A 22,111-nucleotide genomic window follows, 5' to 3' on the forward strand; every position below is an offset into this window, starting at 1 on the left:
TGGAGCGCGGCAGCGAGGTGCGGGAGAGTCGGCTACAAGAATGGCATCACTACCGATCTGACGAGGGCCCCAGGTACGTACTCGATCAGGGTGACACAACGGGTGGAAACGATCATTGGAATTCGGCCACGCTCGCCAGAGCGTGGCCGAAAATCTGAGAGATGGCCCGCGTCCCTATCTGGCAGGCCATCCGATAATCAGAAGCTGTGCCGCAGTCCCGCCATCAGACCAAGCTGGCCCGCCCCCGGCGCTGGCGTCGTACCGCCGCCGCCCTGGCTGACCGTATAAGCCGCCTTGTCGCTGTTCCAGAGATACGCGCCCTGCAGATACACCGCCGTACGCTTCGACAACAGATAGGTAGTACGCAATGCGGCAATCGTGCCGCGCGCATCGTCGCGGCTGTTGACGATGTGATACACGCCGCTATCGACGATCAATGCCGGCGTCACCGGATACGAGGCGGTCAGGTAAAACTGGTCGGTATGCACGTTCGGCGTGGCCGCCGAAACCGTGTCGACGCGCCGCCCAAGCCAGCCGCCGCCAAGCCGCAAGTTGCCGACGTGGCCATAGCCATTCAACTGGATACGCACGTCCGTGTCGCCCGGATTCGAGAAGTCGAACGACGGCGTGCCGTCGTACATATTCGCCATCGCACCCGGGCCACCGTGTTGCTGATCGTAGGCCGCGGCGACACCGTAGCCATTGCGATCGTAGCGCAGCATCGCGGACCATTCGCGGCAGGTCGGCCCGTTGCCGGCTGTCGGCCCGGCGCAGGTCCCCTGCCCCGGCGAATTGCCCGTGCCCGTCGCATCGCGGCCGAACGACCATGTCGCGCCAAGTGTGAAGCCCGCATAGCTGCCCTTGTAGACGACCGTGTTGTCGCTACGCGCACTTGGCAGATATTGATCGAACGACGCGGTCCCGCCATAGATGTCGGGGCCGAACAGATCCGCGTCCGACAGCGCCCAGAAGGTCATCGTGTATTGGCGCCCGAACGTCAGCGCGCCATACGGCGTATTCAGTCCGACCCAGGCCTGACGGCCGAACAGGCGGCCGCCCTGGTTCAACGTGCCGTTGCGCATGTTGAAGCCGCTTTCGAGCGTGAAGATCGCCGACAGACCGCCGCCCAATGCTTCGTTACCACGCAAGCCCCAGCGCGACGGCATTTCACCCGTAATGCCCGGCATTCGCACGACGCTATCGCCTGCCGCATTCGCATGCGAAACGTACTCGACGCCCGTATCGACGATGCCGTAAAGCGTCACGCTGCTCTGCGCGCACGCCAGGGCGCTGACGCTCGACAAGACAAGTGCTGTCGCAATCCGTAGTTTCATAGTCTCCATGATTTCCTGTTTGTTATTAATGACAGACGTGCGCCGTCCGCTCGCGATGCGCGAGAGACGAAGAACCGCAAGGGGAAAAATCAGATCACGCGCAACCGCCCCCGCGATACGAACGCACCGCGAGGGACCGTCGCGTCGATCAGCGCGCTGTCGCGACGCCTCGACGCGGAATATGCCGCCGCACCATCGCCAGCGCGAGCAGCACGACTGCCATTGCAATGCCGAGCATCAGCAGATAGCCCGATGCGCCGCCGGCCGTGATCACCGCAGCGCCGGCGAATGCGCTCAGAATCGCGCCGACCCGGCCGAACGCGAGCGCCGACGCGGTACCCGTCGCCCGCACGCTGGTCGGATAGACGTAGGCGCACAGCGCGTACATCGTCGATTGCACCGCGTTGACGAACAGACCGTGCAAGCCGAGGCCGACGATCATCAACGCCGTGTGCTGCGTCGCGCTGACGCCGAGCAGCACCCATGCACTCGCGACCCCGCCCACGCAACACACCAGCAGGGGCCAGCGAGAGCCGTACCGCCCAATCGCGAGCGCGCACAGCACAGCGCCGATCACACCGCCGAGGTTGTAGGCGCTCAGGCCGTAGCCCGCGAGCGACACGCTCAAGCCCTCGCTCGTCAGCATCGACGGCAGCCAGCTGAACGCCGCGTACACCGCGAGCAGGCACATGAAGAACGCGCCCCAGATCGCGACGGTGTCACGTGAACGGCCATCGCGGAACAGCGCCGTGAAGCCGACATGGCGCTCGTCGCTCTGCTCGCGCACATCGGTGAAGCTCGCATCGGCCGACACGTCGCGCGCCATGCGCCGCAGCAGCTTCACGAGCTCGGGCCAGCGATGCGGACGACGCGCCAGAAAGCGCGGCGACTCGGGCAGCGCGGCAAGCAGGACGACGGCGAGCACCAGCGGCAGCACGCCACCCGCGACGAACAGACCGCGCCAGCCATAGACCGGCAAGACCTGCCCGGCGAACAATCCGGCGACCATGCCGCCCAGCGGCACGCACAGAATCGTCGCCGTCACCGCGAAGGTACGAAAACGCGCGGGCGTGAACTCGGCGGTCAGCGTGGTCGACGTCGGCAGCGCGCCGCCGATGCCGAGCCCCGCGAGAAAGCGCAGCGCCGCGATGGCCGCGACGTTCGGCGCGAGGCTGATCGCGCAGGTTGCCGCGCCGAACACGAACACGCTGCCGATGACGGCCCAGCGCCGGCCGAACCGATCGGCGAACAGCCCCGCGAACGCACTGCCGATGCCCATGCCGATCAGCCCCGACGCGACCACCGGCGCAAAGGCGTTGCGCGTGATGCCCCATTCCTTGATCAGCATCGGAATCGCGAAGCCGATCAGTTGGCTGTCGAAACCGTCGACGACGATCGACAGCGCCGCGAGCACCACCGCGACTTTCTGCAGCAGCGTGTAGATGCCGTCATCGAGCGCATGACCGATGTCGACCGTGCTGCCGCCGCGGGCGATGCCGGCGAGCGCCGCGTCGTCGCGCGCGGCCGAGGCCGCCGCCGAAGCGGGAGGAACGTAATTCATGAGCATGTCTCCGTTGTTCGCGCTGCATGCGCGTTGTTCGATTTTTTGTGGCGCTTCTCGTCAGAACGGATAGTGACGCGGCGTGGTTTGGAGCGTAACCCAGCGCAAATCGGTGAACTCCGCGATCCCCGCCTTGCCGCCGAAGCGGCCGAAGCCACTCGCCTTGACGCCGCCGAACGGCATCTGTGCTTCGTCGTGCACGGTGGGGCCGTTCACGTGGCAGATGCCCGACTCGATGCGCTTTGCGACGTTCAATGCGCGGGCCGTATCGCGGCTGAACACCGCCGCCGACAGGCCGTACTCGTTGTCGTTCGCACATGCGATCGCGGCGTCTTCACCGCGCACGCGCACGATCGGCTTGACCGGCCCGAACGATTCGTCGTGGTAGATGCGCATGTCCGGCGTCACACGATCGAGCAGCGTCGCGGGCATCAGCGTGGTTTCGCTCCTGCCGCCGCACACGAGCGTCGCGCCTTTGGCGAGCGCGTCGTCGATCAACGCGTTGCAGCGTTCGACCGTGCTCATGTCGACCACCGAGCCGAGCACGACCGGTCCCTTGCGCGGATCGCCGAGAGGCAGTGCGCGCGAGCGCACGGCGAGCCGCTCGACGAACGCGTCGGCGATGCTCTCGTCGACGATGATCCGCTCGGTCGACATGCAGATCTGTCCGGAATTCGCGAACGCGCCGAACACGGCCGCATCGACCGCGGCGCCGATGTCGGCGTCGTCGAGCACGACGAGCGGCGCCTTGCCGCCGAGTTCGAGCACGGCAGGCTTCAGATTGCGCGCGCACGTTTCGGCGATCAGGCGACCCACGCGCGTCGAGCCCGTGAAGTTCACGCGCCGCACGGCCGGGTGTTCGATCATCGCGTCGACGATGCGCGCGGCGTCGGCCGGTGCATTGGTCACGAAGTTCACGGTGCCGCGCGGCAGACCCGCCTCCTGCATCGCCTCGATGATGAGGCCGTGCGTGGCCGGGCAGATCTCCGAGCCCTTCAGCACCACCGTGTTGCCGCATGCAAGCGGCAGCGCGATCGCGCGCACCGCCAGAATCACCGGCGCGTTCCACGGCGCGATGCCGAGCACGACGCCCGCGGGCTGACGCACACCCATCGCGAGACTGCCGGGCACGTCCGATGGAATCAGTTCGCCGGCGATCTGCGTGGTCAGCGCGGCCGCCTCGATCAGGCCGGCTGCCGCGAGATGCACGTTAAAGCCTGCCCAGATGCCTGACGCGCCGGTCTCGGCGGCCATCGCGGCGGCGAATGCGTCGGCCTTCGCCTCGAGCGCGTGCGCGGCCTTCGTCAGCAGCGCGCGGCGCTCGCTCGGCCCGAGCGCGGACCACACCGGAAAGGCGGCCGCGGCGGCGGCGACGGCGGCGACGGCATCTTCGACGGTCGCGGCCGGCGCACGCGTCGCGACCTCGCCGTCGAGCGGGTTGCGGCGCTCAAAAGTCGCGCCGTTGCGCGCCTGGACCTCGTCACCGCCGATCAGCATCGATACGTTTTTCGTCATTTGTCTCTCTCCTTCTGAATGGAAAATGCCAGTTACGCGACGATCGCTTCGACGAGCGTGGGCCCGCTTTTCACGTGATCCGCGGACAACGCGCGACGCAACACACCGGCGAGTTCCGCCGCATCGCTGACGCGCACGCCAGGACAGCCCATGCCCGCCGCGATCGTCACGAAGTCGAGGCCCGGCAAATCCGTGCCCTGCACGGTCTCGTCCGGCGTGAAGCCGAACACCGGCGCGAAATCCTGCAGCGCGGCATAGCGCGTATTGTTCAGGATGACGAACGTGATCGGCAGTTGCATCTGTACCGCGCTCCAGATCGCCTGGATCGAGTACATGCTCGAACCATCGCCGATCAACGCGATCACGCGCTCGCCGGGCCGCGCAAGCGCGACGCCGACCGCGGCCGGCATGCCGTAGCCGAGGCCGCCGCTGTCCATCGTCAGGAACGCACCGGCGCGCGCGATCGGCAGATAGGTCTGCATGACGGGCCGCGAGCTCGGCGCTTCCTCGACGACGATGCCATCGGGGTCGCGCACTTCGGCAAGGGTCTGCAACGCGAACGCGACCGACATCCGCTCGCCTTGCGCAGGCGGCAGCGCACGGGGCGCCGTCGCGCGCGGCGAGGGCAACTCACGCGCTTTGGGCGCGGCACGCGCGAGCAGATCCTGCACCCCGAGCCGCACGTTGCCGACCGCCGCGATGCCCTGCGGCGTCCATGCGGCAACGCCCGGATCGTCGATCAGTTGACACAGCTGCGCGCCCGGCGGCACATGCGGCCCGCTGCCTTCGACGTGATACGTGAACGCGGGCGCGCCGATCACGAAGATCGCATCATGCGCGCCGAGCAATTCGACGATGCGCTCGCGCATCGCCGGCAAAAAGCCCGCGAACAGCCGATGCGTTTCGGGGAAGCTGCACCGCCCCGTCATCGGCGCGACGTAGACGCGCGCGGCATGCCGTTCCGCGAGCCGCACGACGTCCGCGGCCGCATCCGCGCGATCGACCGCGCCGCCGACCACGAACGCCGGACGCTCGCACGCGTCGAGCAACGCGCCGATGCGCGCCAGCATCGCCGGATCGGGACGCACGATGTGCGCGACCTCGCGCTCGGGCACCCGCTCGGCCGGCTGATCCCAGTCGTCGACGGGAATCGACACGAACACGGGGCCGCGCGGCTCCTGCATCGCGATCGCGTGCGCGCGCGCAATGGCGAGCGGCACGTCCTGCGCGCGCGCCGGCTCGATGCTCCACTTCACATAAGGCTTCGGCAATTCGGTCGCCTGGGTCGCGGCGAGGAACGGGTCGAACGGCAGGATCGAGCGCGCCTGCTGACCGGCGGTGACGACGAGCGGCGTGCGATTGCGAAACGCCGTGAAGATATTGCCCATCGCATTGCCGACACCCGCCGCCGAATGCAGGTTGACGAGCGCCGCGTTGCAAGTGGCCTGCGCGTAACCGTCGGCCATACCGACCACGACCGCTTCCTGCAGACCGAGCACGTAGCGGAAATCCGCGGGGAAATCGCGGAACATCGGCAGCTCGGTCGAGCCGGGGTTCGCGAAGATCGACGTCATGCCGACGCGGCGCGCGAAGTCGATGACCGCGTCGCGTACGGTCCATTGCGTGCCCTGTTCCATTACCTGTCCTTGAATCTGCTGCGGCGCGCTGCCTGTCATGCGAGGCCTCCTGTCTGGTGAGCGCGAAAAATCGAAAGACCATTATCACGACCGCCGAGGTAACCGAAAATTGCCTAATTTGCAAAAAGCCATTACCTTTCGGCATGACTTACAACCTCCAGCAATTGCAGGCGTTCGCGGTGATCGTCGAGAGCGGCAGCCTCGGGCGCGCCGCGGAAGCGCTGCACATTACACAACCGGCGTTGAGCCGCACCATCCGTCGTCTCGAGGAAAAGGTCGGCGCGCCCCTGTTCGAGCGGCATTCTCGCGGCATGCATCTGACCGCGGTCGGCGAAGCACTGCTGCCGCACGCCATCCTGTTGCAGCGCGAAGCCGAACAGGCGCGCGAGGAAATCGACGCGATGCGCGGCCTCGCGCGGGGGACGATCCGCGTCGGCGCGGTCGGAAGCATCGCGAGCCTCGTGCTGCCGCTCGCGGTGAGCGGCGTGTTGACGAAGTGGCCGAATCTGCGCGTGGAGATCATCGAGGGCGTGTGGGACCGGCTCGCCGATGCGCTCGTCAAACGCGAGATCGATCTCGCGCTCAGCATGGCCGTGCCCGACACCGACGAGATCACCGCGGTCCCGGATTGCCGCTGGGAAGACGCGAGCTACGTGGTCGCCGCGCTCGATCATCCGTTGCGGCGCAAGCCCGAGCTCACGCTCGCCGACACGCTGGGCGAACGCTGGGCGATTCCGCCGCGCGGCACCGGGCCGTTCGAGCACATGCAGAGCGTGTTTGCCGAACGGGGACTGGGACTGCCGAACGTCGTCGTCGAAACGCGCTCGGTGACGGCGCTCAAGAGTCTGGTCGCGCGTTCGGGCTTTCTGAGCTGGATGGCGTCGACGATGTACGTGACCGAGAGCAAGGCCGGCGTGTTCGATACGCTCGGCGTGCCGGGCGTGGTCGGACGGCGCACGTTGACCGCGTTCCGGCGCCGTCAGGGGATTCTGCCGAGCCCGGCGATGAAGCTGCTGGAGCAGTTGCGGCAGTTGACGGCCGAAGGCATGACCGAGGGTTGATGACGCTTCGCAGCTGCAGCCACCTTCTCGGCGTTTACCCGATGAAGAGACTTTCTCGACTATTTATCAATAAATTCTCATGTTAGATTCCGTCGCTTTGCGGTCGCGGAAACGAAAACAAGGGGAACCGGATGTGGGTTTTGATAGGCGTGCCGATCGTGGTGCTCGGCTTCGCATTGCGCTTCAATGCGCTGCTGGTGGTCACGATCGCGGGCGTCGCGACCGGTATCGCCGGCGGCTTGCACACGGTGGAGATCGTCAGCGCCTTCGGCAAGGCGTTCGCGGATAACCGCTACATGGGCCTGATCTGGCTCACGCTGCCGGTGATCGCGCTGCTCGAACGCAACGGTCTCAAGGAACAGGCGCGGCATCTGATCTCGCGCCTGCATGCGGCCACCACCGGCCGCGTGCTGATGCTCTACTTCGTGATCCGCCAGGTGACGGCCGCGCTCGGGCTCACCTCGCTCGGCGGCCATGCCCAGATGGTGCGTCCGCTGATCGCGCCGATGGCCGAAGCCGCCGCCGCGAACCGTCATGGCGAGTTGCCCGACGAAGTGCGTCAGCAGATTCGCGCGAACGCGTCGGCGGTCGACAACATCGCCGTGTTCTTCGGCGAGGACATCTTCATCGCGATCCAGTCGATCCTGCTCATCAAGGGCTTTCTCGAACAGAACGGCATCGTGGTCGAGCCGTTGCACGTATCGGTGTGGGCGATTCCGACCGCGATCGCCGCGCTCGTCATTCACGTGATCCGCCTGATCCTGCTCGACCGCAACCTGTCGCACAAGATGAGCGCCTTCAAACGGAGCGCGACGCAATCATGATCAAGCTCGAATCCCTCTATGTGCTCGCCGGCCTGATGTTCGCCGCGTTCGCGCTGTTCAATCTGCAGGACCGCACGAACCCGCGGCGCGTCGTCAACTTTCTGTTCTGGGGTACTTACGCGATCACGTTCCTGTTCGGCGCGGAACTGCCGCACTTCGTGACGGGGTGTCTGGCGATCGCGCTCGCGTTGATCGCGGGCTCCGGCAAGCTCGGCAAAGGTCGCAACGACAGCAACGGTGAAGCAGCCGCCGCGCGTCGCGAAGCGAACGCGCAACGCTTCGGCAACCGGCTGTTCATTCCAGCACTGTTGATTCCGGTCATCACGCTGGTCGGTACGCTGACGCTCAAATACGTGCCCTTCGTCGAAACGAAGAACGTCACGCTGATTTCGCTCGTGCTCGGCACCCTGGTCGCGTTCGGCGCGGCGCTTTTCATGTTGCGCGACTCGCCCGTGCATGCGTTGAAGGACGCTCGCCAGACCATGGATACGGTCGGCTGGGCCGCGATCCTGCCGCAGATGCTTGCCGCGCTCGGCGCACTGTTCGCGGTCGCGGGCGTCGGTCACGTCGTGTCGGATCTCGTGAAAGCGTGGATACCGGACGACTCCGCATTTGCCGTCGTCGCCGCCTACACGTTCGGCATGGCGATCTTCACGATGATCATGGGCAATGCGTTCGCCGCGTTTCCGGTGATGACGGCCGGCATCGGCTTGCCGCTGATCGTGCATCAATTCAACGGCAACCCCGCGATACTCGGCGCGATCGGCATGCTGTCCGGCTTCTGCGGCACGTTGATGACGCCGATGGCCGCGAACTTCAACATCGTCCCCGCCGCGCTGCTCGAACTGAAGGACCAGAACGGCGTGATCAAGGCGCAATGGCCGACCGCTTTACTATTGCTGATCGTCAACACCATACTGCTGTACGTGTTCGTATTCCGCTTCTAAGGAGCCGCCGATGACCACCCAACTGACCCGCGAAATCGCGTCGAAATTCGCCAATGTCGCGCTCGCCCACCTCACGCGCGAATATCCGAACAAGCTCACGCATTCGCTCGCCGGCCCGCAGGATGTGCAGGGCCCGCGCGCGCTGCATCCGATCTTCTACGGCAGCTACGACTGGCATTCGTGCGTGCACGGCTACTGGCTGATCCTGCATCTGCTCGAACGCTTCCCCGATCTGCCCGAGGCCGCCCGCATCGTCGCGGTGGTCGACGAGCATTTCACCGAGGCGAACGTCGCCGGTGAGCTCGCCTATCTGGACCTGCCGCACAATCGCGGCTTCGAGCGGCCGTATGGCTGGGCGTGGCTGCTCGCGCTCGGCGCGCAACTGCAGACGCTGAAAATCTCGGAAGCCGCGCGCTGGGCGAAGATTTTCGCGCCGCTCGCCCAAACGTTCGTCGACCGCTTCGAGGAGTTCCTGCCGAAAGCGACCTATCCGCTGCGCGTCGGCACGCACTTCAACATGGCATTCGCGCTCGCGCTGACGCTCGATTTCGCGCGGCAGACCTCGCGTGAATCGCTCGAAGCGTTGATCGTCAGCACCGCGGAGCGCTGGTATCTGAACGACGTCGCGTGCCAGGCGTGGGAGCCGGCCGGCGACGAGTTCCTGTCGCCGTCGCTGATGGAGGCGGAGCTGATGCGGCGCGTGTTGCCGCCCGCGCAGTTCGCCGACTGGTTCGGGCGTTTCCTGCCGGACCTCGGCGCCAAGAAGCCGGCGACGCTGTTCGAACCCGTCACCGTGACCGATCGCAGCGACGGCAAGATCGCACACCTGGACGGCCTCAATCTGAGCCGCGCGTGGTGCCAGCGGGCGCTCGCGCGTGCGCTGCCCGCCGGCGATGTGCGTCGCACGGTGCTGTTCGATGCGGCCGAGCGGCATCTGCACAGCGCGCTGCCGCACGTGGCCGGCGACTACATGGGCGAGCACTGGCTCGCCACGTTCGCAACGCTCGCACTCGAAGCTTGAGCGAGATGACAGCACTTTGAAGAAGTCACGCTGAGTTTGTCGGGGCGCTTCGGTATGAAGCGCCGCCAGCCTGCTGACCAACCCCACGCTTTCCGGAGCGTGGGGTTTTGTTTTTCAGTCGTGGCGAAGATTGGTCGCAATGGTTGATTAGCCGAAACGAAGTCATCCAGCCTGGACACCGTGAACATCGATTCGGTATAGCTGTCAGTTCCGCAGCATCGCTGTGGTCTCAGTATTGTCCGATTCCTTAATTCGACGTTTCCCCCTCCCGCCCGGATAACCGGCGCGAAAAGCATTTCGACAGCCGGCTAGAAAATAACAACGAGGTATTGGGATTTCGGACCGATCCCATTTTCACTCTGTCCCAAAAATATAGACTGGAGTCAGTTGAAGAGATCAGCGCAAAGCGATCTGACTCTTCCGGCACTCAGATCAACAGCTATTGACCAGTCATCACTGGCTCTCCGGTGTTGGAGCGCGCGTCACCGTCACACATCTCCAGCGAGAAATTACTGATCTGCAGGGCAGGATTGATCTCTATTTGGTACGCAGTACTACGTTTATCAACTGACCAACTCTTGTAAAAGGAACGCATTATGAACAAGTCATATGTCAGCATCTGGAATGAGGCGCGTGGATCGTGGGTAGCAGCCTCCGAGAATACGACGGCACGCGGCAAGCGTAGCAAGGCAAAGGTTTCTGCAGTTGTGGCGACCGCGCTTGTGGCCGCTGCTTCGTTGGCACCGGTCGCACACGCACAGTACAACGCGGGCGGCGGTAATGCCAAAGGAGCAACTTCCATCGCAATTGGCCAAGGGGCTAAGACTTCTGGAACAAATGACTCCAATATAGCTGTAGGTATGAATGCTGATGCAAGTACGTCGACGGCAACCGCATGGAGTGCTACTTCGATCGGTACTAATTCGAAAGCAGCCGGTGATGGCTCTGTCGCGATGGGCGACAGCGCCACCGCCAACGCGGACAAGGCTACTGCACTTGGCCGCGGTGCGATGGCGAATGCGGTCAATTCGAGCGCAATGGGCGCAGGGGCCCGCGCGATGGCGGCCAATTCGAGCGCAATGGGCGCAGGGGCCAACGCGACGGCGGCCAATTCAGTGGCGCTGGGCGCAGGTTCGACGACGACGGCCGATCTGACCACAGCAGGCTACAACCCGGGTTCGACGACATTGTCGGGTACCGCGGCGGCGGCGAAGGGCGAAGTGTCGGTGGGTTCCGCAGGCAATGAACGTCGCGTGACAAACGTCGCAGCCGGTTCGGCCGCGACGGATGCGGTGAATGTCAGCCAGTTGGAATCGGAAGCGGCCAAGTCGAACGCGATCGGCGCGGATATGGCGCGGGCACTGGGCGGCGGTGCGACCTATAACGCGGCCACGGGTGCGATCACCGCGCCGAGCTACAGCGTGGGCGGCACGACGGTCACCAGCGTGGGTGCTGCGATCACCAACATCGACGGACGGGTAACGACCAACACAGGGGACATCGCAAGGAACAAGGACGACATCACGAACGTGCAGAAACAACTGGCGGAGAGTTCGACTGGTCCGGGTCTGGTGCTGCAGGACGCGAGCACGGGTGACATCACGGTGGCCAAGGATACCGATGGGACGGTGATGAACATGGCGGGAACGGCGGGCGACCGCGTGGTGACGGGCGTGGCCAATGGCGCGGTCAATGCAACGAGCGTGGATGCCATCAATGGCAGCCAGTTGCACGCAGTGGCGTCCAGTGCAGCAGCGGGTCTGGGCGGCGGTTCGACGGTGAACCCGGACGGCACGATCTCGGCGCCGAGCTACAGCGTGGGCGGTAAGACGGTTCATAGCGTGGGCGACGCGGTCACCAACCTCGATGACCGGGTGACGCAGAACACCTCGGACATCACCAAGCTGCAGACTCAAGTGGGCGATGTCGGCACGCAACTGTCGGGCGCGGTGCAGTACGACCGTAACGTCGACGGTTCGGTGAACTTCAATTCGGTCACGCTGGGCGGAGCTCAGAGCGCAGGTCCGGTGGTCCTGACCAATGTGGCAAACGGCGCGAGCCAGTACGACGCGGTGAACTACGGCCAGCTGTCGGCGTTGCAGGACCAGGTAACGGATATCAATGGAAAGGTGTCGGATCTCAACACCCAGGTGTCGAATGTTCAGCCGGCAGGCGACAGCAATGGCGTGGCGGTCAATGCGGCGATGCCAGGTGCTGGCGTGGCCAGTACGCTCGTCGGCGCGGGTGCCGTTGCTTCCGGCGACCACACCGCGGCGATCGGCGCGAACGCCAGCGCGACAGCGGACAACGCAGTGGCAGTCGGCGCCAACGCCGCGGCGACGGGCGTCAACTCGACGGCAATGGGTACGGGCTCGCAGGCTACCCATGCGAACTCGGTCGCGTTGGGCCAAGGTTCGGTGACGGACCGCGACAACTCGGTGTCGGTGGGCTCGGTCGGTAACGAACGCCAGATCACCAACGTCGCGGCAGGCACGGCGCCCACTGACGCGGTGAACGTGGGTCAGTTGAACAGCGTGCGCAGCGATATGGACGGACTCCGCAAGGACGCAATGGGCGGTGTCGCGTCGGCGATGGCTATCGCGAACCTGCCGCAGTCAGTCCTGCCAGGGCGGACCATGGTTGCACTGGGCGCCAGCACCTACGGCGGCCAGGCGGGTTCCGCGCTTGGCGTGTCCTACATGACGCGTGACAGCAAGTGGACGGTCAAGGGTGCCGCCAGCACGAGCACCCGTGGCGAGGTCGGCGCATCGCTCAGCGCGGGCTTCTATTTTTAAGCAGTCGTTTCCCGGCCGGGCATGCAGCCGGGACGGTTCGCGGAAAGCACGCATCGGATGTTCTGATGCGTCAGACTGATCACAAAGTACCCCCAACGCCCGGCCACGCGCCGGGCTTTGTCATTTCATGAGCATCATGCTCAGGAGACCAACGCCCATGCAGCACCAACTCGAGATGGTGACGATGGTGACGCTCGAGGAAACCGTGCTGAAGGACCACATGCCGCGCAAGATCGACGCGGCGGTAAAATCGCGCATGGCGATTGCGCCGCTTAAAAGGTGGAAGTTTGACTGAGTTCGAGCAGGGTTTCATTTTGACCCGACATTGGCGGGACACTCCGGCCGGCACGGAAATCGAGTTCTGGCTGGCTACGGACAGCGGACCGCGCCACCTGCGCCTGCGCCCTCAGCCGTCCGTCGCCTTCATTCCGGCTGAACATGGCGAGCGCGCGGAAGCGATCCTGCGCCGCGACGCGCCGCTCGATCTGCGCCCGCTCGAATTGCGTGACTTCCAGCATCGGCCGGTCAGCGGGCTTTATTGTCCGCAATACCGGCAATTGAAGGGATTCGAAAAACGCCTGCGGGAAGGCGGCGTCGATATCTACGAAGCCGATATCCAGCCGCCCGAGCGTTACATGATGGAGCGCTTCATCACCGCGCCCGTGTGGTTCAGCGGCGAGCCGCAGCACAAGGGCCCGTGGCTCGATGGCGAACTCAAACCGGCCAACGAATATCGTCCGCCGTTGAAGCTCGTGTCGCTCGACATCGAAACGAGCGCGCATGCCGAGCTGTATTCGATCGCACTCGAAGGCTGCGGCGAGCGCCAGGTCTATATGCTCGGACCGCCAAATGGCAACCACGCCGAGGATACCGACGCAGGCGCTCTCGACTTCAAGCTCGAATACTGCGAAACCCGTGCACAGTTGCTCGAAAAGCTGATCGCGTGGATGGAGCGACACGATCCCGATGCGATCATCGGCTGGAATCTCGTGCAGTTCGATCTGAAGGTACTGCAACAGCATGCCGAGCAGTACCGGGTGCCGCTGCGCATCGGCCGCGGCGGCGCGGTGATGGAGTGGCGCGAGCACGGCGTCACGCGCAATCATTTTTTTGCGGGTGTGGCGGGACGTTGGGTCATCGACGGCATCGAGGCCTTGCGTTCGGCGACGTGGAGCTTCCCGTCGTTCAGCCTCGAATACGTGTCGCGCTCGGTGCTGGGCGAAGGCAAGGCGATCGACAATCCCTACCAGCGCATGGACGAAATCCAGCGCCGCTTCGACGAAGACAAGCCCGCGCTCGCGCGCTACAACCTGAAGGACTGCGAGCTCGTCACGCGCATCTTCGCGAAAACCGAACTGCTGCCGTTCCTGCTCGAACGCGCGACCGTGACCGGCCTGCCCGCCGATCGCAGCGGCGGCTCGGTCGCGGCGTTCACGCATCTGTACATGCCGCGCATGCATCGGCAAGGCTATGTCGCGCCGAATCTCGGCGACGTGGCCGGCGCGGCGAGTCCCGGCGGCTTCGTGATGGATTCGCGGCCAGGCCTCTACGATTCGGTGCTCGTGCTCGACTACAAGAGCCTGTATCCATCGATCATCCGCACGTTTCTGATCGACCCGCTCGGTCTCGTCGAAGGCATGCTGCATCCCGACGACGCGCATTCGGTACCCGGCTTTCTCGGCGCGCGTTTCTCGCGCACGCGACATTGTTTGCCATCGATCGTCGCGCAGGTGTGGCAGGCGCGCGAAGCGGCCAAGCGCGAGCAGAACAAGCCGCTGTCGCAGGCGCTGAAGATCATCATGAACGCGTTTTATGGCGTGCTCGGCTCGACCGGCTGCCGCTTCTTCGATCCGCGGCTCGCGTCGTCGATCACGATGCGCGGCCACGAGATCATGCACACGACGCGCGAACTGATCGAGGCGCAAGGCTACGAAGTGATCTACGGCGACACCGATTCCACCTTCGTGTGGCTCAAACACGCGCATGGCGAGGAAGACGCCGCGCGCATCGGCCGCGCCCTCGTCGAGCATATCAACGCGGTGTGGCGGCAGAAGCTGCAGGCGCGCTTCGGCATCGACAGCGCGCTGGAACTGCAATTCGAGCGGCACTATCGGCGCTTTTTCATGCCGACGGTGCGCGGCGCCGAGGAAGGCAGCAAGAAACGCTACGCAGGTCTAACCGTCTTGCCGGATGGCCGCGAGGATGTGGTCTACAAAGGGCTCGAAACCGTGCGCACCGATTGGACGCCGCTTGCGCAGCAGTTTCAGCAGGAACTCTACCGGCGTATCTTCAAGCGGCAACCCTATCAGGATTACGTGCGCGACTATGTGCGCGATACGCTCGCGGGCCGGCTCGACGATCAGCTCGTCTATCGCAAGCAGTTGCGCAGACCGATCGATGCTTACGAGCGCAACGTGCCGCCCCATGTGCGCGCGGCACGCGTCGCCGATGAGTTCAATCGCCAGCAGGGACGTCCGCTGCAATATCAGAACGGCGGCTGGATCAGCTACGTGATGACGGTGGCCGGCCCCGAGCCGCTCGAAACGCTGCGCTCGGCGATCGACTACGAGCACTATCTGACGCGCCAATTGCAGCCGGTGGCCGATGCGATTCTGCCTTTACTGCGCGACGATTTCACGACGCTGATGTCGGGGCAGAAACAGTTGTTCTAAGCCTGGAGGCGCCTGGTAGCCCCGCTAGTTGAATCCGCTGCTGTCTCGTCCTATAAAGATGAGGCACACGATCCCACACCCACTGTATCGTGCAAGGCTGGTGTCCAAACGGAAGCCCGGAGACTCGCATGAAGAGGGCATTAGTCGCGATTGGCGTCAACAGGACCGCTAGCGTGTTCCCGCCTCTCAATGCGGCAGCGCAAGGTGCGATCCAGATGGCCGACTGGGGTGCACAGCAAGGCTTCGATGTGACGCTGCTGCACGACGGCGACGGTCATCGGGTCTCGATTTCCGATGTCTTCGCTGCCGTCAACGCGGTAGTCACCGCCAAGATCTATTCGCAACTCGTTGTCTACTTCTCCGGACACGGAATCCTGTTGTCACCGGATGCTGAAGTCTGGCTGCTGTCCGGTGCGATAGCCAATCCCAACGAAGCGATCAATGTCAGCGGTTCGATCGTGGCGGCAAGGGCCAGCGCGATCCCGCACATCGTCGTCGTGTCCGACGCTTGCCGTTCGATGCCGGCGAACTTCCGTCTCGGCCTGGTTTCCCCGGGGCTGATCTTCCCCGCAGCCAACCCCAGGGCCCCCATGCCCGAGGTCGACGTGTTCTATGCGACGCTACCCGGCGACCCGGCACTAGAGGTGCCGCCTGATGAGGCCGAGAAGTCGTTTCGAGGGCTCCTTACCAGTTGCATGCTCAAAGCGCTGTCAGGGGTGCCCGCGACGCTGATCGAACAAACGAACGATGCGGGAACGGTACGACGTGTCATCGCCTCGAGATCGCTAAAGATCCACCTGGCGAGAGCGGTTCCGGATGCCGCATCGGCTGTGTCGATCGCCTTGAGGCAAGATCCGGACGCTCGAGTCGAGTCCGCACTGCCGAAGTATCTGGCCGAGGTGACGGCAAGCCAGCTTGACTCCGAGCCCCCGATCAATGGCCTGGCACTGCTTCAGGTAGATATCGCACCATTGAGCTACCGCCTCGCACACTCCTGGGAGTCGGCGGTATCGCGGCTACGGATAGACAAATGGACGCAGTTGGGGACGCCTCATCTCGGACTGAGAGACAGCGTGCTGATAGACGACCTGGATGCGCTTTCTGAAGCCGGCAGGCCCGAGCAACCCAGGCTCGAGGTTCCGGACATTGGAAACGTGAAACAGTCCGTCAAGCTGATTCTGACATCAGCCAGGCGCAGTTCCGACAAGACCCGAACGGGCTTTAGCGTCTATGGAACATCGGTCCGGTATGTCAGATCAACTGGCTCAGACTCCCGCTGCGAAGTCTGGGAAGAAAACGGTGCGTCTCAGGTCAGCGTCGAGTCCGAGTACTTGCGCGATTCACCCTATGCACCTCAAGCCGCCTTGCTGAGATTTGCCGATGGCTCGGGAATGGTGCTCTCCGTGCTGCCCTGCTTCATCGGTTCCGTAGTGATTGAGCGTGGACGCGTCGTCACGGTCAACTATGCGCCGGCCAGAGGGACCGACATTCATCGCGAGTATAGAGAGCTTGCACCGGACATCAATAAACGACGCGCGTTCGTCGCTATTGCCGCCAAGCATGGGAGTTTCCGGCTCGACCAGGAAGCGGCCGAAGGGACCGCTTCCTATCTTCGATCCATGAAGAAATTCGATCCCACGCTGGGACTGTACGCGGCGTATGCGTATGTACAGGCAGGTAAGGATGAAGGCGTCCTGTCGATCTTCGACTACATGCGAATGGAGCCTGAGCCGATTTTCTTCGACGTTGCGATGCTGGCCGCCCAGCGAAACAGAAAATTGCCGCAGTCGCTCGACTTCGCGCCGTGGATGCCCCTGCTCACGCAGGGCTGGCTGTTGCTCGGCGCATTTGAGAAACGCATGCCGGACGTGCTGAAAGTGGCGCGCAAGCACCTCATCCCGGGACTATGGACCACGTTTTCCGCCGAGGGGATGAACGTACTCGAGGAAGCAATGTTCGGAGGAGTCGGACCATGAAGCTCATATTCATCCACGGACGCGACCAGCAAGGCAAGGACGCAGCTCAACTCCAGAGGATCTGGGAAGAAGCCTTCGACTGTGGACTCGATAAGGCCGGCCTCCCCAGACCCGAACGCCTCGCTGTCCGATTTCCGTACTACGGCGATGCGCTCGATCATCTCGTCAAGCAGTTGGACGAACCCCTGCTCGCCGATATCAAGGGTAAAGGAATCAAACCCGATACGCCTGAAGCCGAGTTTCGCGGGCAACTTCTGACCGAGATCGCGGCGAATGCCGCTATCCCGGACGCGGAGATTGCCGCAAGCGCGGGGCTATCCGTTCAGGAGAAAGGGCCGCTGAACTGGGCATGGGTGCACGCGATCTTGCGCACGCTAGACAAGGAGTCCCCGTTCGGAGATGCAGTGCTGGACAGCTTCACTCGGGATGTCTACGTCTACCTCACCTACCCCGCGGTTTCAAGGCAGATCGACGCCATCGTCGCGAAGACCATTCCCGTGGGCGAGCCATGCGTCGTGGTCGCGCATTCTCTTGGAACGATCGTCGCCTATCGGGTCCTGTCGGAGCTCGCGCAAACCGTTGATGTGCGCGGTCTCGTCACGGTTGGCTCGCCGCTAGGATTGACGAGTGTTCGAGACCATCTGCCCGTGCCGCTCGCGAGGCCCGCCGGCGTGAAGAACTGGCAGAACGCGTTCGACAAACGCGACGTAGTCGCTCTTCTGCCGCTTGACGGATCAACGTGGAGCATTCAGCCGCCCATCGAGAATTTCGGCGACGTCGACAACTTCACTGACAACCGCCATGGAATCAGCGGCTACCTCGATGATGCAACCGTAGCTCGATGGGTGGCCAGGTCGCTTGTCTGAGCGCGTACGACCGGTTTCATTCCCTGGCCAGGTCAAGACCAGTCTGATTTCTTGTCGAACCGTAACACCATCTTTACGCCGAAACCGTACGTGACAGTCCATTCCCGGACGCATCCAATTTTCAACGTACGACGTTAATCCGCAGAGCTAAGTTTTAAGGTTGACGTGTCCCTTAACGACCGATTAGAATCCGTCCGTCTTTACTAAAGGGGCCTTGCCTTGGACAGTTGTAGTAGTCGATCTTCGAACAGTTTGATTGCCTGACAGGCAGAACGTCCGCTAGCCTCATTCAGCCACCGTTCTGCCCGCAGGCAAACGGTGCGCGTCGTAGTACTTCCTGTATCACCACTCCCGCGCCCTCCATTTCAGCACCGCATCGGACTGCTTGATTTCGTTCGTCCGTACGGTCCGTTTCCCGAGCCCCCCTCGGGACCATCCTCGCATGCGCCCGCAGGTTTATCCCTGCGGGCGCAGGTGAAGACACGTCCGTGCACAACTCACGGAAAAGGAGATGTGATGCCCGACAGTGAAATATGGCCTTTACGCCACTCACGTTTTTACTTTGCCTGATGGATGCCTGCATGCGTTCACCGTCATTTGCCTGACTGTCTGAGCGTTGCGCCGCAGGTGTTCCGGCGACCTCAAACCATAGGTCGGGCTCTGGCCCGAACGGAGAATCCGCATGTATTTCGCTCTTCTCGTATCCCGGCTTCCGCAGGTCCGCGAGCCGCACCACTACTACGTCGAACCGTCGACGTCCGCACCGCCAGCGCCGATCAAACCGTCACAACGATGGTGGGCGGCCTTCAGGGCCCTGCTCCGGCGCGCAGCACGTCACGTCTGATCCTGGGGTCTACAGCGCGCGTTTGTCGCATCGAGACGATGCGCGCGCTGTCGCCTCATCTGGGCACTAAAGCGGGCGTGGATGCGATCTGTCAGCTCGCTAACGGCTGCGGCCGCCCAGGCCATCTACTTTCCGACCTTCAAAAGCCGCGAGCCGTTCGCCGCGTGCATAGCAGCAGGAACAACCAATGCAATACGAATCCAAAAACAACCAGCACACCTCCAGGACGAAGCAGAAGGGTTTTGTGTCCGGCCCCTTCTCGCGCGAACAACGAGCCCATGCCCATGTTGTGACTGAAGCTAACGAATCCGTCAGCGCTACGCTCGCGAAGACAAACAGTTCGCTCGACGGTCTTCTGAAAACCGACGCGCTGGAGCGTCTCCATCTGGCGGGTCCCAACGAAGTCGCCCACGACAAGGCGCCCCACGCACTGACACAACTGCTGTTGGCCTTCAGAAATCCGTTCGTGCTGGTGCTGCTGGCCCTGTCCGTCATCACCTTCTTCACGGACGTGTATTTTGCCGCTCCGGACGATCGCAGCTGGACCGGTGTCGGCATCCTGCTCACGATGGTGACCGTCAGCAGCCTGCTGCGTTTCATTCAGGAATACCGGTCGAACAAGGCGGCGGAGCGGCTCAAATCGATGGTCCGTACCACCGCGACCGTGATCCGCCGCGCGAGCGCGTTCGCGGAGCCGCAGAAGCAGGAGATCGCGATGCGTGATCTCGTTGTCGGCGATATCGTCTGCCTTCAGGCGGGGGACATGATCCCTGCCGACATCCGTCTGATCGAGTCTCGAGACCTGTTCATCAGTCAGGCCGCGTTGACCGGCGAGGCATTGCCGGTAGAGAAATACGACACGCTCGGCGCGGTGGCGGAGAAATCGGCCCATGCCGAGCACGGTAGTGGCGCCGACCTCCTCGATCTCGCCCATATCTGCTTCATGGGCACGAACGTGGTCAGCGGGACGGCAACGGCGATCGTCATTGCCACCGGTGCCGATACGTATTTCGGTTCGCTGGCAAAAAACGTCGTCAGTCACAAGCGCGTCGAAACCAGCTTCGATCGTGGCGTCAACAGCGTTTCGTGGCTACTGATCCGCTTCATGCTGGTGATGGTGCCTGTGGTATTCCTGATCAATGGCCTGACCAAGGGTGACTGGCTATCAGCCGTGACGTTTGCACTCGCGGTCGCGGTCGGTCTGACACCCGAGATGCTACCGATGATCGTGTCGGCGAATCTGGCCCGGGGTGCCGTCGCGATGGCGCGGCGCAAGGTGGTCGTCAAGCGTCTGAACTCGGTGCAGAATTTTGGCGCGATGGATGTGCTGTGTACGGACAAGACCGGCACACTCACACAGGACAAGATCATCCTCGAGCATCACCTCGACATCAACGGCAACCGGGACGAGCGGATTCTGCAACTGGCCTGGCTGAACAGCTTCCATCAAAGCGGGCAGAAAAATCTGATGGACATCGCCGTCGTGGACCATGCCAATCAACCTGGCGCGCCGGCAAAGCTGACGCAGTACGCCAAGGTCGACGAACTGCCATTCGATTTCGTGCGCCGCAGACTGTCGGTGGTGGTCGAAGCGGCGGACCGCAACCATCTGATGGTGTCGAAGGGCGCGGTCGAAGAGATGCTGGCGGTATCGACACACATCCAGGACGGCGACACGATCCACGAGCTGACCCTGCGCGAGCGCGACATGCTGGTCACCCGCGCCCGGGAGTACAACGAGGAAGGCTATCGTGTCCTGGTCGTCGCCACACGCGAGATTGCGCGCGTCGAAGCAAAGTCTCAGTACCAGACGCTCGACGAATCAAACCTCGTGGTACGCGGTTTCCTCACCTTTCTCGATCCGCCGAAGGATTCAGCCGCGCCGGCCATCCGTGCGCTGCACGAGCATGGTGTGGCAGTCAAAGTACTGACGGGCGACAACCACGTCGTCACCACCAAGGTCTGCCGGGACGTCGAACTGGAACCGGGCACCCCGCTGCTGGGACGCGACATCGAAGACATGGACGATGCCCGCCTTGCGCAGGTGGTCGAACACACGACCGTCTTCGCGAAATTGACCCCGCTGCAAAAGGCACGGGTGGTGAGGGCGCTGCAGGCAAACGGCCACACGGTCGGCTTCCTCGGGGACGGGATCAACGACGCGCCGGCGCTTCGCGATGCGGACGTTGGTATTTCCGTGGACACAGGGGCCGATATCGCGAAAGAAACCGCCGACATCATCCTGCTCGAAAAAAGCCTGATGGTGCTGGAGGAAGGCGTAATCAAGGGGCGCGAGACCTTCGGCAATATCCTGAAGTACCTGAACATGACCGCAAGCTCGAATTTCGGCAATGTGTTTTCAGTGCTGATCGCCTCCGCATTCCTGCCGTGGGAGCCGATGCTGGCGATGCAACTGCTGATCCAGAACCTGATCTACGACCTCTCGCAGATGTTCTTGCCGTGGGACCGCATGGATCCCGATTTCGTGAAGAAGCCTCGCAAGTGGGACGCCGGCAATATCGGACGTTTCATGGTGTGGCTGGGTCCCACTTCGTCGGTATTCGACATCACGACCTTTGTGTTGATGTGGACGGTGTTCGGCGCCGGCGCAGCTTTCCAGCTACACGGCGGCGGTCAGGCCATCATGAATTCCGGCTGGTTCATCGAGGGGCTCGTCTCGCAGACACTCGTCGTCCACATGCTGCGCACGCGCAGGATTCCGTTCATCCAGAGCACCGCGTCCCTGCCGGTGTTGCTATCGACCTCGGTTGCCATCCTCGTCGGATGCTGGCTGCCGTTTTCTCCACTGGCCGGGGCATTGGGTTTTGTTTCGCTGGATCACAGCTACTGGTTCTGGCTCGTCGCGACAATGGTCGGCTATGTGATGCTGACACAGGTCGTCAAAACGCTATATATCCGCCGTTATGGTCGGTGGTACTAATCCGCGTCGAAGCTGCGCGGCGGGTCGGCGCTATCCGGCCCGCGATCGCATTCATCAGCCTTGATCCATGGTCCGTCAGCGCCGTCCGTTACGGCGTGACGGATCGCACGACTCCAC

The 22,111-nt window shown here is 63.3% G+C and carries 14 protein-coding genes; 10 read left to right on the forward strand and 4 right to left on the reverse strand.

Annotation, left to right across the window (positions count from 1 at the left end; translation table 11 throughout):
* Positions 1-197: 197 nt before the first annotated feature.
* From CI15_RS34245 to mdlC, 4 genes are all read right to left on the reverse strand, one after another.
* Positions 198-1,334 carry a porin gene (locus CI15_RS34245; RefSeq protein ID WP_062137966.1) on the reverse strand — a complete coding sequence of 379 codons (1,137 nt, stop codon included), beginning with the start codon at positions 1,332-1,334 and terminating at the stop codon, positions 198-200.
* A gap of 148 nt (positions 1,335-1,482) precedes the next feature.
* On the reverse strand, positions 1,483-2,895 hold the full coding sequence (locus CI15_RS34250) for an MFS transporter (protein WP_062138421.1): 1,413 nt from the start codon (positions 2,893-2,895) through the stop codon (positions 1,483-1,485).
* Positions 2,896-2,955: 60 nt separating this feature from the next.
* Positions 2,956-4,410 (reverse strand): aldehyde dehydrogenase, encoded by a 1,455-nt coding sequence (locus CI15_RS34255; RefSeq protein WP_062137969.1) that lies wholly within the window; start codon positions 4,408-4,410, stop codon positions 2,956-2,958.
* Positions 4,411-4,442: 32 nt separating this feature from the next.
* Positions 4,443-6,086 carry a benzoylformate decarboxylase gene (gene mdlC, locus CI15_RS34260; protein ID WP_062137972.1) on the reverse strand — a complete coding sequence of 548 codons (1,644 nt, stop codon included), beginning with the start codon at positions 6,084-6,086 and terminating at the stop codon, positions 4,443-4,445.
* Positions 6,087-6,190: 104 nt separating this feature from the next.
* On the opposite strand from mdlC, the gene CI15_RS34265 reads away from it, so the two are divergent.
* The 10 genes from CI15_RS34265 (at position 6,191) to mgtA (ending at position 21,994) form a co-directional block, all read left to right on the forward strand.
* On the forward strand, positions 6,191-7,108 hold the full coding sequence (locus CI15_RS34265; protein WP_062137975.1) for a LysR family transcriptional regulator: 918 nt from the start codon (positions 6,191-6,193) through the stop codon (positions 7,106-7,108).
* A 131-nt stretch (positions 7,109-7,239) separates the two neighbouring features.
* Positions 7,240-7,932, forward strand: coding sequence for a DUF969 domain-containing protein (locus CI15_RS34270; RefSeq protein ID WP_062137978.1), 693 nt, complete (start codon positions 7,240-7,242; stop codon positions 7,930-7,932).
* The gene (locus CI15_RS34275; protein WP_062137981.1) at positions 7,929-8,879 is read left to right on the forward strand and encodes a DUF979 domain-containing protein; all 951 of its coding nucleotides are present in this window, start codon (positions 7,929-7,931) and stop codon (positions 8,877-8,879) included. Before CI15_RS34270 ends, CI15_RS34275 begins: the two co-directional genes overlap by 4 nt.
* A 10-nt stretch (positions 8,880-8,889) precedes the next feature.
* Positions 8,890-9,900, forward strand: coding sequence for a DUF2891 domain-containing protein (locus tag CI15_RS34280; RefSeq protein WP_062137983.1), 1,011 nt, complete (start codon positions 8,890-8,892; stop codon positions 9,898-9,900).
* 596 nt (positions 9,901-10,496) lie between these two features.
* Positions 10,497-12,695, forward strand: coding sequence for an ESPR-type extended signal peptide-containing protein (locus CI15_RS34285; RefSeq protein ID WP_075643833.1), 2,199 nt, complete (start codon positions 10,497-10,499; stop codon positions 12,693-12,695).
* A gap of 157 nt (positions 12,696-12,852) precedes the next feature.
* A complete protein-coding gene (locus CI15_RS37205; protein ID WP_162532576.1) occupies positions 12,853-12,990 on the forward strand; it encodes a hypothetical protein in 138 nt (45 codons plus the stop codon).
* The gene (locus tag CI15_RS34290; protein ID WP_062137990.1) at positions 12,983-15,367 is read left to right on the forward strand and encodes a DNA polymerase II; all 2,385 of its coding nucleotides are present in this window, start codon (positions 12,983-12,985) and stop codon (positions 15,365-15,367) included. The genes CI15_RS37205 and CI15_RS34290 overlap by 8 nt, the downstream gene beginning before the upstream one ends.
* A gap of 128 nt (positions 15,368-15,495) precedes the next feature.
* Entirely contained in the window at positions 15,496-17,343 is a 1,848-nt protein-coding gene (locus CI15_RS34295; RefSeq protein WP_062137993.1) for a caspase family protein, read from the forward strand.
* Positions 17,340-18,209 carry an alpha/beta fold hydrolase gene (locus CI15_RS34300; RefSeq protein ID WP_062137995.1) on the forward strand — a complete coding sequence of 290 codons (870 nt, stop codon included), beginning with the start codon at positions 17,340-17,342 and terminating at the stop codon, positions 18,207-18,209. Before CI15_RS34295 ends, CI15_RS34300 begins: the two co-directional genes overlap by 4 nt.
* Before the next feature lie 1,031 nt (positions 18,210-19,240).
* Positions 19,241-21,994 (forward strand): magnesium-translocating P-type ATPase, encoded by a 2,754-nt coding sequence (mgtA, locus tag CI15_RS34305; RefSeq protein WP_075643834.1) that lies wholly within the window; start codon positions 19,241-19,243, stop codon positions 21,992-21,994.
* Positions 21,995-22,111: the final 117 nt, after the last annotated feature.

This window comes from Paraburkholderia monticola, from assembly GCF_001580545.1.
Classification (GTDB): Bacteria; Pseudomonadota; Gammaproteobacteria; order Burkholderiales; family Burkholderiaceae; genus Paraburkholderia; species Paraburkholderia monticola.

Coding starts and splice junctions, on each gene's coding strand:
- CI15_RS34295 (WP_062137993.1), top strand. CDS start 15,496: ATGAAGAGGGCATTAGTCGCGATTGGCGTCAACAGGACCGCTAGCGTG.
- CI15_RS34265 (WP_062137975.1), top strand. CDS start 6,191: ATGACTTACAACCTCCAGCAATTGCAGGCGTTCGCGGTGATCGTCGAG.
- CI15_RS34250 (WP_062138421.1), bottom strand. CDS start 2,895: ATGAATTACGTTCCTCCCGCTTCGGCGGCGGCCTCGGCCGCGCGCGAC.
- mgtA (WP_075643834.1), top strand. CDS start 19,241: ATGCAATACGAATCCAAAAACAACCAGCACACCTCCAGGACGAAGCAG.
- CI15_RS34285 (WP_075643833.1), top strand. CDS start 10,497: ATGAACAAGTCATATGTCAGCATCTGGAATGAGGCGCGTGGATCGTGG.
- CI15_RS34255 (WP_062137969.1), bottom strand. CDS start 4,410: ATGACGAAAAACGTATCGATGCTGATCGGCGGTGACGAGGTCCAGGCG.
- CI15_RS34300 (WP_062137995.1), top strand. CDS start 17,340: ATGAAGCTCATATTCATCCACGGACGCGACCAGCAAGGCAAGGACGCA.
- CI15_RS37205 (WP_162532576.1), top strand. CDS start 12,853: ATGCAGCACCAACTCGAGATGGTGACGATGGTGACGCTCGAGGAAACC.
- CI15_RS34275 (WP_062137981.1), top strand. CDS start 7,929: ATGATCAAGCTCGAATCCCTCTATGTGCTCGCCGGCCTGATGTTCGCC.
- mdlC (WP_062137972.1), bottom strand. CDS start 6,086: ATGACAGGCAGCGCGCCGCAGCAGATTCAAGGACAGGTAATGGAACAG.
- CI15_RS34245 (WP_062137966.1), bottom strand. CDS start 1,334: ATGAAACTACGGATTGCGACAGCACTTGTCTTGTCGAGCGTCAGCGCC.
- CI15_RS34280 (WP_062137983.1), top strand. CDS start 8,890: ATGACCACCCAACTGACCCGCGAAATCGCGTCGAAATTCGCCAATGTC.
- CI15_RS34270 (WP_062137978.1), top strand. CDS start 7,240: ATGTGGGTTTTGATAGGCGTGCCGATCGTGGTGCTCGGCTTCGCATTG.